At 56.5% G+C, this 17,167-nt stretch carries 10 protein-coding genes and 1 tRNA gene; 6 read left to right on the top strand and 5 right to left on the bottom strand.

What is annotated here, in order from left to right; translation table 11 throughout:
- Nucleotides 1-17: 17 nt before the first annotated feature.
- From hutU to VFA76_11135, 3 genes are all read left to right on the top strand, one after another.
- Entirely contained in the window at nt 18-1,697 is a 1,680-nt protein-coding gene (hutU, locus tag VFA76_11145) for a urocanate hydratase (GenBank protein HZR32392.1), read from the top strand.
- Between the two features lie 41 nt (nt 1,698-1,738).
- The gene (hutI, locus tag VFA76_11140; GenBank protein ID HZR32391.1) at nt 1,739-3,082 is read left to right on the top strand and encodes an imidazolonepropionase; all 1,344 of its coding nucleotides are present in this window, start codon (nt 1,739-1,741) and stop codon (nt 3,080-3,082) included.
- A 251-nt stretch (nt 3,083-3,333) separates the two neighbouring features.
- Nucleotides 3,334-3,409 (top strand) — tRNA-Phe (locus VFA76_11135).
- A gap of 88 nt (nt 3,410-3,497) precedes the next feature.
- Here the strand turns inward: VFA76_11135 and VFA76_11130 are convergent.
- The 3 genes from VFA76_11130 to VFA76_11120 all read right to left on the bottom strand — a co-directional run bounded on the left by VFA76_11130 (nt 3,498) and on the right by VFA76_11120 (nt 11,281).
- The gene (locus VFA76_11130; protein ID HZR32390.1) at nt 3,498-5,762 is read right to left on the bottom strand and encodes a M23 family metallopeptidase; all 2,265 of its coding nucleotides are present in this window, start codon (nt 5,760-5,762) and stop codon (nt 3,498-3,500) included.
- A gap of 384 nt (nt 5,763-6,146) precedes the next feature.
- Nucleotides 6,147-9,653, bottom strand: a complete 3,507-nt coding sequence (locus tag VFA76_11125; protein HZR32389.1) for a TonB-dependent receptor — start codon at nt 9,651-9,653, stop codon at nt 6,147-6,149.
- Nucleotides 9,654-9,868: 215 nt separating this feature from the next.
- On the bottom strand, nt 9,869-11,281 hold the full coding sequence (locus VFA76_11120) for an amidohydrolase family protein (GenBank protein HZR32388.1): 1,413 nt from the start codon (nt 11,279-11,281) through the stop codon (nt 9,869-9,871).
- 106 nt (nt 11,282-11,387) lie between these two features.
- On the opposite strand from VFA76_11120, the gene VFA76_11115 reads away from it, so the two are divergent.
- Nucleotides 11,388-13,169 (top strand): amidohydrolase family protein, encoded by a 1,782-nt coding sequence (locus VFA76_11115; GenBank protein HZR32387.1) that lies wholly within the window; start codon nt 11,388-11,390, stop codon nt 13,167-13,169.
- Nucleotides 13,166-14,467 carry an APC family permease gene (locus VFA76_11110; GenBank protein ID HZR32386.1) on the top strand — a complete coding sequence of 434 codons (1,302 nt, stop codon included), beginning with the start codon at nt 13,166-13,168 and terminating at the stop codon, nt 14,465-14,467. Before VFA76_11115 ends, VFA76_11110 begins: the two co-directional genes overlap by 4 nt.
- A 36-nt stretch (nt 14,468-14,503) precedes the next feature.
- On the opposite strand, the gene VFA76_11105 is transcribed toward VFA76_11110, so the two are convergent.
- Nucleotides 14,504-15,799 carry an FAD-binding oxidoreductase gene (locus VFA76_11105; protein HZR32385.1) on the bottom strand — a complete coding sequence of 432 codons (1,296 nt, stop codon included), beginning with the start codon at nt 15,797-15,799 and terminating at the stop codon, nt 14,504-14,506.
- Between the two features lie 83 nt (nt 15,800-15,882).
- Here VFA76_11105 and VFA76_11100 point away from each other — a divergent pair, with 83 nt between their 5' ends.
- Nucleotides 15,883-16,284 (top strand): secondary thiamine-phosphate synthase enzyme YjbQ, encoded by a 402-nt coding sequence (locus tag VFA76_11100; GenBank protein HZR32384.1) that lies wholly within the window; start codon nt 15,883-15,885, stop codon nt 16,282-16,284.
- Between the two features lie 80 nt (nt 16,285-16,364).
- Here VFA76_11100 and VFA76_11095 read toward each other — a convergent pair whose 3' ends face one another.
- Nucleotides 16,365-17,021, bottom strand: coding sequence for a DUF5818 domain-containing protein (locus tag VFA76_11095; protein ID HZR32383.1), 657 nt, complete (start codon nt 17,019-17,021; stop codon nt 16,365-16,367).
- Nucleotides 17,022-17,167: the final 146 nt, after the last annotated feature.

Genomic DNA, 17,167 nt, shown 5'->3' with positions numbered 1-17,167 from the left:
CACTAACATTGATCCTTATGCCGGTTGAAACCGAAATCAACCACTCCACCTATACCCCAATTAGCGCGCCGCGCGGAAACCGCATTTCCTGCAAGGGCTGGCAGCAGGAAGCGGCCATGCGCATGCTCATGAACAATCTTGATGAAGAGGTTGCGGAACGGTCTCGCGACCTGATTGTCTATGGCGGTAGCGGCAAAGCAGCGCGTAATTGGGAGTGCTATCAAGCGATCCTTCACTCCCTAAAGTCATTGGAGAACGACGAGACTCTGCTGGTTCAATCTGGTAAGCCGGTGGGCATATTTAAGACGCATGAATATGCTCCACGCGTGCTCATCGCCAACTCCAACCTGGTGGGGCACTGGTCAAATTGGGAGAAATTCAACGAACTGGATCGCGCCGGCCTGATGATGTATGGCCAGATGACGGCGGGCTCGTGGATTTATATCGGCTCACAGGGCATTGTCCAGGGCACGTTTGAGACCTTTGCTGCCGCAGGAGAAAGGCATTTTCGTGGCGAGCTGGCAGGCAAGCTGATCGTGAGCGGCGGCATGGGTGGCATGGGCGGCGCTCAGCCTCTGGCAGCTACGATGACCGGCGCGACTTTCCTGGGAATTGACGTTGACCCCGAGCGCATCAAGAAACGCCTGAAGACCGGCTATTGCGACTTCATGGTCAACTCGCTGGACGAGGCGCTGCGGATTATAAAGAATGCCGTTCGCAAGAAAGAAAATATTTCAGTGGGGCTGGTCGGTAACTGCGCCGATGTCATTCCGGAGCTCGCAGAACGGGGTGTGGTGCCGGACATCCTTACGGACCAGACTTCAGCGCACGATCCGCTGAATGGATATATCCCGCAGGGACTCACCTTGGAGCAGGCGGAGGAGTTGCGCCAGCGCGATCCTAAAGCATATGAACAGCGTTCTCTGGATTCGATTGCGCGCCACGTCGAAGGCATGCTGCGCCTGCAGAAGATGGGCGCGGTAACATTCGATTACGGCAACAACATTCGTACGTTTGCTTTCCAGAACGGAGTTAAAAACGCTTATGATTTTCCGGGATTTGTCCCCGCTTATATTCGACCATTATTCTGTGAGGGACGCGGCCCGTTCCGATGGGTAGCGCTTTCGGGTGAGCCGTCAGACATCGCGGTCACGGATGAGCTGGTGCTCGAGCTTTTTCCTGATGATCGTGTTCTTAAGCGTTGGATTGATCTTGCCCGCAAGCGAATCAAGTTCCAAGGTCTGCCGGCGCGCATTTGTTGGCTGGGTTATGGGGAGCGCGCACAGTTCGGGTTGGCGATTAACGAGCTGGTGAAAAAGGGAAAGATAAAGGCGCCCATCGTGATGGGGCGCGATCACCTGGACAGCGGTTCTGTGGCATCGCCATACCGCGAGACGGAGAGCATGAAAGATGGCAGCGATGCGGTGGCTGACTGGCCGCTGCTGAATGCGCTGCTGAACACTGCAAGCGGCGCGTCCTGGGTCTCGATCCATAACGGCGGCGGCGTCGGCATCGGATATTCGCAACATGCCGGCCAGGTCACGGTCGCCGACGGCAGCGACGCAATGGCCAAGCGCATCGGGCGCGTCCTTACCAACGATCCCGGCATCGGCGTGGCGAGGCATGTAGATGCGGGATACGATGAGGCCAGCGACTTCGCACAGAAAAAGGGAATTAACATTCCCATGAAGCGGTAAGCCGTCACTTTTCATTAGCAAGCATTCTCTGTCATCACCGGATGCCCAAAGTCTCCAGAACAAATAGTGTGCGCCGAGGATCGGCGGGCCCCGCTGCTCGTGGCCGCCGGAACGATTTCGGGCCGGTCCTGCTCACCAACATCCGTCAATTGCTGACGCTGCGTTCAGGCAGCACCGGCCCACGCCGGGGGAAAGAACTACGCGACCTTGGAATTATTGAAGATGCCGCCGTTCTGTGCGACGCAGGAAAAATCCTCTCTGTCGGAAACACAAAGGATGCACTCTATGATCCTTGGCTGAAGAAAAATCGCCGCAGAGTCGAGGAGATTGATTGCGCAGGGAAGGTGGTCATTCCGGGTTTTGTGGATTCGCACACTCATCCTGTTTTTACCGGCCCCCGCTTGCTGGATTTTGAAAAGCGCATTGCTGGAGCAGACTACGAGGCGATCTCTCAGGCAGGCGGCGGCATTCGCTCCAGTGTAGAAGGGGTGCGGAATGCCACGCGGCAGAAACTTGCCCACAAGGTGCTCGCGGCATTTGAAGAAATGGGAGCGCAGGGCACTACGACCGCCGAGGCAAAGTCCGGCTACGGGCTGAGCGTCGAGGCAGAACTGAAGTCTCTACTTGCGATTCGAGACGCAGCCAATCGTTGGCCGGGCACCGTGGTCCCCACTCTCTTAGGTGCGCATGTGGTCCCGCGAGAATACGAGGGCCACTCAAAAAAGTATGTTCAGGATGTCTGTAAGCTAATGGTGCCTCGTGCCGCCCGTGAGAAGTTAGCGAAATTTGTGGATGTGTTCCGCGACCGCGGAGCATTTTCAGTGGAGGAGGCGGAGCAGATTTTCAAAGCGGCCATCAGGAACGGTTTGGGTGTGCGCGCGCATGTCTGCCAATTAACCATGTGCTCTCTCGCGCCTCTCCTTGGGTACCGGCCAGCCTCACTGGATCACCTGGATTTCGTTGCCGACAATGACATCAAGGAGCTGTCGCAATCAGAAACCGTTGCAACTCTGGTACCGGGCGCTAACTACTATCTTGGTCTCGACCGATTTCCGCCGGCGCGGAAGTTGATTGATAACGGAGTAGCCGTCGCTTTGGCCACAGACTACAACCCGGGAACCTCACCCACCACCAGCATGCCATTTGTGCTGTCCCTGGCGAGCACTCATTTGAAAATGTCGCCCGCCGAGGCAATCAGCTCCGCGACCATCAATGGAGCGTGCGCACTGGGACTTCAAGATCGAAAAGGAACTATCGAGCCGAGCAAGGATGCCGACCTCGCGATATTTGATTTCACGGATTATCGTGAGCTGGCCTACTGGTTTGGATCCAATCATTGCTGGGCCACGATAGCAGGCGGAGAAGTAAAAATGAATTGCCGCTAGTAAGTCGTGGGGCAGGGGTGAGGGTCTGGTTTCTGGGTGAGTCGACGATCGGCGGACTTGCATTGCCTGCGGCCGTTGCCTTCCCGTCCAACCGTGAGCATCCGATTGAGGGTTTGGGGAACGCGTTGTTATAATCAGTCTGGTTCTGCAAGTTTCCAATCGATGCGGTCGCAAAGGCCGCCTCTTCCGCCACTGTGAGGGCGCGCTCTGAACGGCTTACTCGCCGCCAGTTCCGCCGGTTTCCAAGTTGTGGCCAGGTAGCTCAGTTGGTAGAGCGCAGCCCTGAAAAGGCTGGCGTCGGCGGTTCGATTCCGTCCCTGGCCACCATGATTAAAATCCCTTAGGCCCCCTCGTAAAGGTTTCAAGACTAATGGATTCACGCCTCCCTCTCACTGTGCCCCGGTCGGTCATCGAGCTAGTTGGGATCATTCCAAAGCAAGATATTAGGCCCGAATGGATAAGGATCTGTTCGAGTCGAACTCTTCCAGCCATAAGGATCGATAGGAACGCAACGCGGAAGAGCACATTGGTATGCGCCCCTGGACGTCTTTATTAATCCTTTCCTCACTTCGAAATGGAGATGGGCTCCGAGAATAAGCGGCTTGTTGTTAGGTTTTATAGCCTTGTTCCCAACTTGTCCGATCGTACATTGTGGCGTAACAGGAACGCGCTGACCATCACCTCGATGCAAGGTGATGCTAGCCTGGCCAGGACAAGTAATCACCCTGAAATCGACGGCATAGTAGTATGAGATCAGCACACCTAGACCCGAGTCTGCCAAGCTAAACGTATAAACACCGGTTGCATCAACCGTATACTGGCCGGAAGTCGGGTTCGACCTAACCTTCTTCAGTTTCTTGTTTGGGCGTGCTGCATAGACCACACGCAGGTTACTTTGAAATTCCCCGGCATGGGCGACGGCCACCTGGAATGGCGCTTGCGGAATAGTTGCCGATTCATTCTTAACCTTTTCCAGGTCACCCATGTGGAGATACCACGTGGAGTAGCCGTTTCCGTGGTCAAGGGTGAGAATGTTAAAGCCATCAACGGCACTACTGGTGGCGGCTCCTGTGCAGTCGGTTTTCCGAGTGATGGGATCACAATCCGGAATAAAAGCCACGCCCGGGGCTGGTGCAAAAACAGAGGTTCCTAAGCTTGTCGGATAGTCGAAACCCGGGTGCCCTTCGTAAAACAGCCATGACTTACAATTGACTGGCTTATGATTTTCGTCGTAACAGCCCCCTCCGCCCGTGTAGTAGCCATTTATCGCGAATGGTTGATCTAGGGTGTTTTTGTAACCGGCCGGAGATCGTGGATTACCCTGCGCGTTTAGGGCGACACATGGCGCTGCCGCGGGCGTGCAATTAAATGTACCCTCCTCGCCTGTATACGCGTCAACTAAATTATCGGCCGCGTAGTATTGTGGGTTCCCCTGACTATTCTTTGCGACATGGTGATCCATGACCGTGCTGATACTGGCAGTGGAGGGCGTCACTCCGTGTAAGGGAAAACTCAGGAACGGGGTCGACCCGTCGGCGTTCTTCAATAGCCATACTTGCGGGACTTGGTTGCTGTTCTGGACGGCATTCAGAGCATCAATCAATATTTTGCTGTTTGGATTGTAACCGCTGCCGACCAGAAATCCCCGTGGCGGGATCCCCGGCGTGCTCCCAGGGATTATGTTCGTCCACGCGTCGGTGCCTCCGATCGCATTCGCATCTGAAAGGAGCCACGTTCCGTTCGTTCCATCGCCAGGAACGATGTCGAGCACAACTAGCCGGTTGCTTCCTGGATCATAGCCAAAAGTGGATACATCCCCTGCCGGTGGTATCGTTCCGCCCGGAGTTAGAAAGGTCCACGCTACGTTGGGAGGAGTAGATAAAAGATCGAGGCTCCCAACAAAGCTCGCATTGCTGTAGCCACAGCAACCTCCGAAGATAGTGACAACATGGGAAGCAGGATCGTAGCCTGTGGCGAAATGGCCACGTCCCGAGGGTACGCTGCCGCTTTGAGAAACCATTTGCCACAAGGACCCAGGTGGATCGTTAATGTCATTCGCATCTTGCAGTACCCAGACGTCGGACCAGGTTTGAGTACCCGCAGGGTTTGACCCGAAGAAAATCGTCATTGCATTTGCAGCTTGATCGTAGATTGCTCCATTCTGTGATCGTGCGTCAGGCGGGCCTCCACTGGGTGTACGCTGGACCCAAGTTGGAGAGCTGCTGTTAAGCCCGTTTGCATTGGTTAGAATCCAAACGTCATTCAGAAATGGGCCATAGCCAAAGCCATTTGTTGTTCCTCCGAATACGATCATCCGATTGGTGACGGGATCGTAAACCGCACTGTGCCTTAAGCGGCCGGGCGGATCATTAGTTGTTTGAAGCTTATTCCAGGTTGGGATGCCTGCAGCCCCGCTTGCGTTAACGAGCACCCAGGTATCGTGCGATACCGCACTGTTGTCAAACGGGCTCACTCCGCCGAAGACGATCAAGCGGTCGTGGGCGGCATCATAAGCGCTGCTCTGAGAGCCGTCTCCGCCATAATGTGGGAAGCCGTTCGGCGAAGTGGTAGCCGGTGTGATCGGTGGAAGCCAAGTTGTCTGTGCAAAGCCGGCCCCGGCTGTAACAGCGAGTAGCGCTGTCAGGAGAATGGTGCGCGCGACGAGGTTTCCCGTTTTCATTACATTCCCTCCAGGCAGCAATGAGAGACGCGTCCGTTCTTGCGCGGAACGCGGTCTGCATCGCGCAGATTTTCCGCTTGGGTTCGTTCCCGGGAACCAGGAGACTTCACCTCAGGGTGCAGCACTTGCTCTGTGAGGGAACTGCTCTTCGGAGAGGCGATTCCGGGCGGATTGTGCTCCCGCCGTTTAAGAGTGTCAAGCGGAAATTTCAGATCCCGATTTCGTTTCTCAAAAAACGCTGATGGCTTCCCCTTGCGGTAGGTAAAGCTGAAAGAACAACGTCACGGCTCGAGCGGCAACTTGAGCACTATTCTTATATAGGTCGCGTCAAGGATGAGGCGCACGAGCCACACGGAGTAGGTGCCGTCTGTCCGAGTGTTCTGGCTAAAACGACACTCGCATCCCAATCTCGAAGGCGCGAGGAATGCCCTGCGAGAACACGCCCGTACCCAAACCGTATCGGTTGGCGCGTTGCGCATAGGTGGTGCCGTTAGCTGAGCCGACGGAACCATCCAGCACGCCGCGTATAGGCGAAGTAATGAAACCAGCCGGCGGATCGAAGTTTGCCTTGTTCACAACGTTGAATATGTCAACCGTAGGCTCGAGCACGAACTCCTCTCCCGCACCCTTCCAGAGCCGATTCAAGTGAAAGGGGTAGCTGATGCGCAGATCGTCGGCAATGAAGTTGTCAATTCCAACCTGGCCGGCGGGAGCGTTGGTGATGGCGGGAACCACTGCGCCTAGCTGTTTCAACTGCGCGGACGTAAACAGACCGGCTGATACCAGGGCCTGGCCAGCAGGAGTCAGCGTGCCCGCAGTGCTGGAATTGAAATTGTTGATAACAGAATTCAGGCTGCCGACTTTCACACCGCGGCCGAAGGCGCCAAGATTTGTGCCGGGCAGAAGGTCACTGCCGGTGCCGTCGCCGGTGAGGTCGGTCAGGAAGATTTCAGCTGGGCAATTGCACTGTAAGGGCACGCTCAGGCTGTTCGGGAGAGCGCTGTAAATGCGCGTCAACATGCTGACTCGAAGCCCGCCGCGGACGTCGAAAGTGCCGCCAAAAGCAAGCATGTGAGTGCGGTCGAGGGCGTTCGGCCCGAAAAAGTGCAAGGGGTTCAGATTGTCGCGCGCGTTCTGGGCGTAGACAACATCCTGATCAGGTGCAGTCGAGTTAAAGCGGGAGAGGCTGTAATTGGCCTGCCAGGAAAGCTGGCGCACGCCGGGAAACGGATTGGCAACATTCTGGTTCAAGCGCACCTGCAGCGCGTTGTACACCGAGCGGCCAATCGTGTCGCTGAGCATGATCTGGCCGAAGCTGGGATCCACTCCGCCAAATGCGAAGGTGTTATTGGGCTGAACTATTGTTGTCAATAGCCCATTCGCAGGCGAGCCCAAGCCATTGGCGGCGAAGGTCTGGATGGTGGCGCCCTGGGAAATTGTGCACGCGATGTCGGCACAACCGGGGTACTGGGCTATTGTTGTTTGGATTGCGGCCTGCGCAGCAGCCTTGTTGAAAGTCCGGGCCGCACCCAGGAAATTTACATCGTGGTTCATGATGGAATGGGTGTTTACGTTGCGCAGGTAATCCACGGAGACAAATAAGTTTTTGCGGATTTGGCGCTGTACGCCGAAATTGATCTCGACGGAGCGCGGGATCTGGAGGTTCGGAGCAAGTACCCCGAACAGAGTATTCCGATTGAATCCATTAGGATCGTCAAATCCGGGAATGCCATTGGGATTGAAGGTGGCTGCTGCTGCAGCACTGGCAGCCTGAAACGCGGCTTGAGCCGCGGCAACCTGCCCAGCGACACTTCCGATCGGCTGGCCAATCCAGGGAGTCACCGAGATAGAGGTGCCTGGAACGGTCCCACTGTTAACCACAGGGGTGAAGTTAGCCAAGCCGCCAGGAATGCGTAGCGGTCGGTCGAAAAGGATGTTCTCGGTCAGGAAATTGTCGTAAAACAGGCCGGCACCGAGGCGCACGGAAGTCTTGCCATCCTTGAATGGGTCCCAAGCAACGCCAACCTGGGGAGCAAAGTCCAGATTAGCTTGGCGGGGTGGACGGTCAGAACCCGGAATCAGGCTTGTAAGGCTGGGCAGGGCGCGCGCGTCGCTGTCAGTACGACCGGTTACACGGTTATACCGCAGGGCGAGCGTGGCAGTCAGGTTCGGCTTCACCTTCCAGACATCGCCCACGTACAGGCTGAAACGGTGCCCCGGAAATGTGCCATGGGGGAGGCCCATTCCTCGTATTTCTGAAGAAAATCCCAGACCGTTGCCGAAGGCGATGTTTTCCAGAGGATAGTTGAGCGGATTAGTAGCGCCGCCGCCAAATGTGTTGTTGGCGTTCGCGAAATTCACTTCAGTAGATGTTCCGTTCGAGTTAAGTATGGGACCATCGCCGATGAAACCAGAAAATCCGCCTTCAAGGATGCTGACGTACTCAATCCCATAGCGAAGAGTGTGGGAGCGGTAAGGTACCGAGCCGTCATAGCGGACCTGCTTGTTGCGCTGCAATGTGAACTGCGGCACCAGATAGTTAGGTCCGAGGCAGAGCTGGTTGACACCAGCGGTGCAGAAAACATCGGGACCAATGCCGATTCCCGCGGGCACTCCTCCGGGGAATGCCTGGGGCAGTCCACCGACGACGTGCAGCGCATCCTGGATGAAGTTGCGAAAACGCATCAGGCCAAAGCGGAAGCTGTGGGTGTAGGTACCCGTGGTGCCGTCCAAGGCGAAAGTGTGCACTGCATTTAGATTTCGATTGGAGAATGGCTGAAGGGAAATCCCCCCGAATCCGGTGACCAAATTCAGCTGGTCAAAGTGAAAGGAATAAAACGTGCGCCAATTATTGGAGATGTTCCAGTCGAGACGGGCGGTGGCTTCGGTCTCGTGGAATGGAGTTGAGAACGCGCCGGCAAAATTGGAAAAATTCCCACCGGGACTGACAAAGGTCGTTCCGTGCTGCAGCGTGTGCTCATGACCGACAAACCAGAACAGCTTGTTTTTAATGAACGGCCCGCCAACACGCCAACCCACCATGCTGCGGTCGAAAGGCGCCTTCGTCGCCCCCACGCGGGCAGCCAGAGAGTCGTTGCGGAAAAGATAGAAGGCGCTGCCGTGCAGTGCGTTGGAGCCAGCGCGGGTTATGACATTAACGGCCCCTGAACTGGTGACACCGTTCGCCGGGTCTAGTGTGGATTGCGCGACTTGGAATTCCTGAATGGATTCTTCGGACAAATTGATGGTAGTAGTGCCGACGAAATCGTCAGTTATGTCAACGCCGTCCGCCTCAATTCGGGTCGAACGTCCTGAGCGGCCCTGCAGAGAAATGGCGGCGAAACCCTGTTTGGTGGGGTCGAGATTTCCACCGTCCTGAATTTGCGCGCCAGCGTTCAGCTGTGCCAAGTCGAGGAAGTTGCGGCCATTTAGGGGTAATTGGTCGATCTGTTTGGCGGTCATCACGTCCTGCACCACCGCTTGGACGGTGTTGACAGGGCTTGCGGTCTCGGCGCTCACATTGATGGAAGTGCTTTGCTCGCCGACTTGCAGCCTGAAGTCACCATTTGCGGTCTCGCCCACAAGCACGATGACCGCCTGACTCCCGGCGCCAAAGCCTTTCTGCTGGTAGCTTACGGTGTACTGTCCCGGCGCGAGGGCGGTCGCGGAATACGTGCCGGCATTGGTCGTGGCCAGGGTTCGAGTAGCGCCCGTAGAAACCGACCTGATGGTCACCGCCACTCCCGGAACCACCGCGCCGCTCGGGTCGGTGACCGTTCCAATGATGCTGCCGGTGGCGGTCTGGCTTAAGGCTGGCTGGCTCACCGACAGAGTGAAGAGAATTGCCAGTCCGAGAAGAACAACCTGCAAATAACAGCTCCGTATCCGCATACTTCCTCCATTACGGCGACAGCACCTGCACAATAGCAACAACTTATTGCTAATACACTTGTCGCGACCTACAGACAGCAAAGAGAATGGAAAGTTTCAGAAAAGAATGAAAGTGGAAACGACTATACCCCACTTGTGGGAGCTGTCAAGCAGAACCCTGACAGCTCAACGCGCTCGCCTGAAAAGAAAGACTTCGTGCTCTGCACTGCGATTCGTTAACGGGAGTTCGCTGCCAGCACGACCTGGTGCAGAAGATCGTCCAAGCGCGAGCGCGACAGATAGCGGCCGTTAAGCACCACGGCACGAATTTTGCGAATGTTACTGATATTTGCCAATGGATCCGCATCCAGCAGCACCAAGTCGCCCACGTTGCCCTTCTGCACGGTTCCCATGTCTGACCTACCCAGAAAGAACGCAGGATTGCGAGTGGCGGTTTGCAATGCCTCCAGGGGCGTGAAACCGGCGCGAACAAAATATTCCAGCTCCTCATGCAGACTGAAGCCGGGAAAAACGTGCACTCCGGCAGCGGTATCAGTGCCTGCTAGGAAAGGAACGCCGGCCCGGTGCATGGCGCCGACAATCTCCAACTCCTTATCGGTGAACTTTTCGCGGACGGGTAATGGATCCGTGTCCATGTCTTTCAATATGTCGGTAGTGAACATTGGCCAGGTGTGGTCCTTCCAGGCCGCCGGGGCATACTTGGTGAGCGGATCGCGACTGAAATCGCTCTTGTCTATTAACCATTGCCCGTGCTCCCAGACCAGCGTCGGTACCTGCCAGGTCTGGTTCTTGGCGAAGAGAGCGATCAAGGTCTTCGCGTTGGCATCGCTGTAAGTGGCCACGAAGCGGCCGGGCCCTTTAGGACCCTTCATCAGGTCATCTTCTATAGTCGAGCAAGCTTCAAAGACACCGGTCAGGTGCTCGATGCTTTTCTGCCCGGCATTTGAGGCTTCGCTAGCGCGGACAGCGTCCGGCACGTGCCCGACAAATGGAATGCCCTGTTTCTTGGCTTCCTCCACCGCGGCAAAATAGGCATCACGGGGAATCAGCGATTGAAACTTAATAAAATCAACACCCGCCCGTTTGAGATCATCGACCGTCTTGCGGCCATCATCCGGCGTGCCCACGCCGACCGAACTTGGGAAGCGAGGTTTGGGGCCATCGAGCATGGGTCCGGCAATCACTAGTCTTGGGCCAAGCAGTTTTCCAGAGGCGATGTCCGAACGCCACTGCTTTGCGACCGCCAAGTCGGCCCCCATATCCCGCACACCGGTAACGCCGTTGGCAACGAACAGCGGAAACGATATCTTCTCCCCTGTCCACTGTGGCAGCCACTCGCCAAACACCGTATGCACATGCATGTCCCAAAGGCCGGGTATGAGATATTTGCCGCGGCCATCCACTACCTGCGTGTTTTTTATAGTGGCGGCGTGGCCGTTTTTTGCGACCTCGACAATTCGCTGGCCGGAGACCACAACCGTCATGTCATGCTGAGTGGGGCCACCAGTAGTATCAATGACGTTGACGTGCGTAAAGGCGACCGGCCGGTCAGCGGCAACGGCCCTTGGCGCGCACAGGAACATGATCGCAACGGCAAGGAGAAGTTGCAGTCGGAAATTTGTTGGCATAAATGTATTGCTGGGTGCGCGTCATTGTACTAGCGCACTCGCAATTCTCAAACTGGCGTCAGTCAGAACAAAGCTTTCGGTTAACCCCAGCACCTGAAAGGCGCTGATGACTACGAAATCGTTGTTGCAGTACGCGGCAGTGATGGCGCTGCTGGTGGTAGCGGCAGGGATCATGCCGGCAGCAAAATCTGCAGTTGCGGCGAACCCACCTCAATCTGATGCGGCCGATCTAGTGCTGATAAACGGCAAAATTCTAACCGTGGATGCCAACGATTCGATCGCGCAGGCGGTGGCGATTAAGGGAGGAAAGATTGTCGCTGTCGGCTCGAGCGAAGCCATCCTGCAGCGGGCCGGGAGCGGTACACGCGTAATTGATCTGCACGGGCGCACAGCTACACCCGGGCTCATTGATACTCATGGTCACTTCGCGGACGGTGGTGTCAATGAGCTCTACCACGTCAACCTGAGCGACTCCTCGCGAGTGGAAGATGTGGTCGCCAAGGTTCGCGACAAGGTGGCGACGACGAAGCCGGGGGAATGGGTCCAGGGCGATGGCTGGGACGAGGGCAAGCTGGCGGAGCATCGTTATGTGTATGCATCGGACCTCGACAAGGTTAGCCCTAACAATCCGGTGTGGTTGTTACATACCACCGGTCATTATGGAGTGGCGAACAGCTACGCGATGAAGTTGGCGCACATATCAACTGAAACGCAACCGCCTGCTGCGGGCACGATCGATCATGACGCCGCAGGCAATGCCACCGGCGTGCTGAAGGAAGCGGCCATGAGCTTGGTGACGCGCCTGATTCCGGCTACTACTCCCGAGCAGGAGCGAAATGGAATCCTGCACATTATCGAAGGCCTGCATCGGGAAGGCATGACGGCGGTAAAAGACGCCGACATCGAGGCACACACATGGGAGGCCTACCGACAGCTTCTAGAGGAGAACAAATTGAGCGTGCGGGTGTTCGTGCTATGGCATGCCGGCACGACGATGGAATCGGCGCGCCAGACTGCCGCACGCATCTCGGCGCTCCCCAAGCCGCCACAATCTCTCGGCGATGGGATATTGCTCTCCGGCGGCGCGAAGCTGTACATGGATGGCAGCGGCGGAGGGCGCACCGCGTGGGTACACAAGGAGTGGAACAAGAACTTTATCGACAAGGATGCCGGTAATTTCGGATATCCGTCAACCGATCCTGAGATCTACCGTCAGGAAGTTCGATTGTTTCATCAGGCGGGTATACACGTGGGCACGCATGCCGTGGGCGATCGCGCGATTGACTGGGTGGTGGACACCTACGCGCAGGTCTTGAAGGAGAAGCCGACGCGCGGGCTTCGGCATAGCATCATCCATTGCAATATCCCAACCGGTCACGCGATTGATACGATGGCGGTACTACAAAAGGAATACGACGCTGGCTACCCCGAGCCTCAACCGCCATTTGTGTGGTGGATCGGTGACACTTATGCCGGCAACTTTGGTCCGGAGCGCTCGCTGCGGCTGAATCCGTTCAAAACCTATTTGGCGAAAAATGTGAAATGGACTGGAGGCTCGGATTACTTCGTTACGCCTTTCCCAGCACGTTACGGTCTGTGGGCGTCCATTGTCCGCGAACCGCTGAAGGGTGTGTACGGAGCGCATCCCTTTGGCACTGCAGAATCCGTCGACATTCACAGCGCACTGCGTTCATACACGGCGTGGGCAGCACGGCAACTTTTTCTTGAAGACAAGATCGGCTCGATCGAGTCTGGCAAGGAAGCTGACATTGCCGTGTGGGACCGCGACATGTACTCGATTCCATCCGCCGACCTAAAGAATCTGAAGTGTGAGATGACTATCTTTGCCGGAAGAATCGTTTATACGGCCGAGAACGGAGAGCGTTGAACCGGCGACAACTCACGAAGACAGGCCTCTTCTATTTTGTTTTCGTGATGTACTCCTACACCACGGCTGGTCCTTTCGGGTTGGAAGACCAGGTCAGCACCTCCGGGCCGGGACTCACCCTCATCTATCACCTGCTGCTGCCTTTCTTCTGGTGCATTCCCATCTCACTGGTTGCGGCCGAGCTGACTACTGCCATGCCGGTGCAGGGTGGCTTTTACCGCTGGACGCGTGCCGCGTTCGGAGATTTCTGGGGATTTCTGGCGGGATGGTGGAACTGGTGCGCTTCGTTCTTACTAGGTGGCGCCTATGCAGTGCTGTTCAGCGATTACGTCAGCTACTGGCTTCCCCAGCTCGTGGGCTGGAAGCACTACCTGCTCTCGGTTGCGCTGATCGCATTGATTGCCTGGGTAAACATTCGAGGAATTCAACTGGTCGGCAAGGTGGCGACGGTCCTTGAGATTTTTATTCTCCTGCCGGTCGTGGTGCTCTGCGTGGTGGCCTTATGGAAGTGGCAGCACAATCCTTTTTCGCCCCTGGTGCCTCCGCAAGGGCCAGTGTTCCAGGTATTCGGCGTCGGGCTCGCATTGGGCATCTGGTTGTATTCGGGATATGAACAGCTTTCAACCGTCGCGGAAGAAGTAGAAAATCCGCAGCGCAATTATCCCCGCGCTCTGGCGTGGGTAGTGCCCATGTCTATGGCGACCTACTTCTTGCCGACCTTGTGCTCCCTGGCTGCCCTGGACAATTGGCAGCTATGGCATACCGGATATTTCTCTCAGGCTGCCCGGTTAATCGGCGGCCCTTGGCTCGGACTCTGGATGACTTTGGCTGCCACTGTGACCAGCGTTTCCATCCTCAACAGCACGGTGTTGGCGAGCACACGCATGCCATTCGCCATGGCCGAAGACGGTTATCTCACGCCGATCTTGACACGACTGCACTCGCGCTATAAGACACCCTGGATCGCCATTCTGGTTTCGGCCGCGGTGTATGCCGCTCTGTCCTGGCGCACGTTAACCGAGCTGATCTCCATCTATGCGTGGTTAAGGATCGCAACCTCGCTGTTGACGGTGCTCTCGGGTTGGCGCTTGCGGAACAAAGCGCCCGAGCTGCCGCGTCCGTTTCACATTCCCTGGGGACGCAAAGGCTTGTTGTACTCCGTCGGCGCTCCGGTTTTGCTGAGTGGAGTGGCGCTACTGGGGAGCGATCGTGTGGGCACCCGCTGGGGATTGATCTTGCTGCTTCTTGGTCCGCTCGCTTATCTGTTATTGCGACGGCGGCCTCGCCTTCAGAGGTGAAGAAAGGCGGCTTTCTCTAAACGTCGTGAATTGAAGTCAGCTGACCCAATCCAAAAACCGGTACCAGGCTCCAGCCAGCGGAAGGAACCACGGGCGGCCGTTATAGAGTCCCAGTGGAGCTGTAGGGAAGGGGATACCGGCAAACGGATTTTCGCTGGTTCCGCCGCAGATCAGGTCACCCATCTGCATGCCCAAATAGGTCGCCATGGCAACACCGTGGCCGGCGTATCCCAGGGAATAGTACATGCCATCAAGCTGGCCGGCATGGGGCATGATGTCGAATGCAAAATCGAGCGTGCCACCCCAGGCGTAGTCAATTTGTGTGTCGCGGAGCTGTGGGTAAACGCTCAGCATTCCGCGGCGGAGAATTTCCGCGCTACGGCGAACAGAATTTTGAGTCTCCGGAAAGAAGGCCGCGCGGCCGCCGAACAGCATTCGGTTATCTGGAGTCAGGCGATAGTAGTAGAGAAAATTTTTCGAGTCATAGATCATGCGGTTGCGGGGGCTGAGTTCGAGCGCCAGACTCTCCGGCAGACGCTCCGTAACAATAATGTAGGAACCGATGGGGATCACACGCTTGCGGAGCGCCGGGGTCGTGCTGGTGTAGCCGCTGGTGGCTACGAACACGTCACGCGCCCACAATTGGCCGCGGGAAGTGTTCACTTTAAATCCCGAATCTCCATTGCGGGACGCTGCGGCTAGAGCCTGGACGCGTGCATGCTCATAGATGGTTGCGCCAGTTCTTTGCGCGGCTTCGGCCAATCCGGCGACATAGCGGGCCGGATTCAGGCCGGCGCTGGTTTCATCTACCAGGCCTCCAAAATAAATGTCGGAACCGATCTCCGCGTGCAAGTCTTTTCTTGGAACCACCTGCAGAGAATGCTTAAAGTCGCGCGCAAGGGTTTCGGCCGACCTTGCGAAGGCTGCGAAGTGAGCTGCTTTGCACGCCACCTCCAAGTGTCCGGTGCGGGAGAGGTCGCAGGCAATGTTCTCTTGTTTCACTATCTGCTCAACCGAATCAATTGAGGCGAGCGAGGCGGCATACATGCGTCGCGTGGCCTCAAGGCCGTACTTCGAAACCAGCTTCTCCACCGACAGCTTCATTCCGGTGAGCACCATTCCGCCATTCCGCGAACTGGCGCCCCAGCCCACGGTCTCGGCTTCCATGACAGCGACCTTCGCGCCACGTTTCGCCATAGCGCGCGCGGCCGAAAGGCCGGTGAACCCGGCGCCGATCACAGCGACGTCCACTCGCTCGGGTAACGGACCGGAGTTGTTCCCCGCGGGCATGGTGGCGGTATCCAGCCAGAAGGTTTTTTCTTTGTAGCCCATGAACGAGGCGCCGATATTATCATCCGCAAGCTACAACAGGCTGCGGCTTCTCGCCAGACCACATCCAATTGAAAGTGAAATCAATGCAGAAGATAACCGTAAAGACGGGGAAGAAACGCCAGGTAGTGGACATCACCGACCAGCTGGATGCCGTATTGCGTAAACACTACCCGGATGAGACCGGCATTTGTCAGCTTTCGTTGCTCCATACGACGGCGGCGCTCACCACAGCCGATCTGGATCCCGGAACCGATCTCGACATGCTTGACGCTTTTGAGGCCATGATGCCCAAACTACGTTATCGTCATCCCCACAATCCCGCCCATGTGCCCGATCACATTCTCTCGGCAATGATTGGGACCTCTCTTGCGCTGCCAGTACAGAAGGGAAAGTTGGTGCTAGGTACCTGGCAGAGGGTAGTTCTTATAGAGTTCGACGGACCGCGCGAACGGGAGAGCGTCGTTGCCCTTGTTCCCGTGCACTGAGGCGGGCTTCCGAATTTTGGCCAAAAAAAATCCACCGGCAAATTTCGCCGGTGGGTCGAGAAAGAATTTTCCAGCTGCGCTTACTTGCTGCTCGGCATGCTGCCCGAGGTGCTGCAGCTGTCGGAGATTTTCTTTGCCTTGGTCACGTTGAACGTGTTCTGTGCTGCACTCGAAGCGCTGGGATTAGCTCCAGAAGCGTTCGACGCGCCGGCCTGGGAAGAATCCGACGGGTTCGACGGATTTGAACTGCTGGGCTGAGAACCGCTCTGAGAACCGCTGGAGCTGCTCATGCCGCTGTTCGAGCTGGAACCGGCGGCTTGTTCGGCGCCGCTTACACGTACTTCTTTTCCAACGTATTCACTCAGCGAAGAGGTATCGCCGCTCAGCTGCCAGGTCTGGCCGTTCTTATCGGTCAGCGTGTAGCTGCCACCTGAACCGCTTAAGCAGCCTTCAAGTTTCGTCTTTGCAGTTGAGGTGGTCGTGCTGGTCGTGGTGGTGGATTGAGTAGTGGTTGTCGTTTGCGAACCGCTCGGATTGGCGGTGCTGGTGGAGCTATTGGGATCCGAGCTTTGGGAAGAAGTACTGGGCGAAGAGGTACTGGTGCTTTGCGAAGCACTTGTCTCTTGCGAAGCACTTGTTCCGCTCTGCGGATTGCTGGCGGATGTGTCGCTGGTTTGCGCCACAACCCAAGCTGAAGCGAGCAGCAGCAGCAGGGTCACTAACCATGTATTTCTCATTACAGGTATCCTCCTAAGGGTTTTCCTTCGGCCATTTGAGCTGTCGATTGTTGTTAGGCGTGGCGCGCTTGAATAATTAGATTGGACCCAACGTGAGAGGTTGGCTGTCCGGAAGCCTCAATCGAGAGCTGCTGGCCTGAGCACTT

The organism is Terriglobales bacterium, from assembly GCA_035651655.1.
In the GTDB taxonomy this organism is placed as follows: domain Bacteria; phylum Acidobacteriota; class Terriglobia; order Terriglobales; family Acidobacteriaceae; genus DASRFG01.
This window is presented reverse-complemented; position numbering and strand designations above follow the sequence as displayed.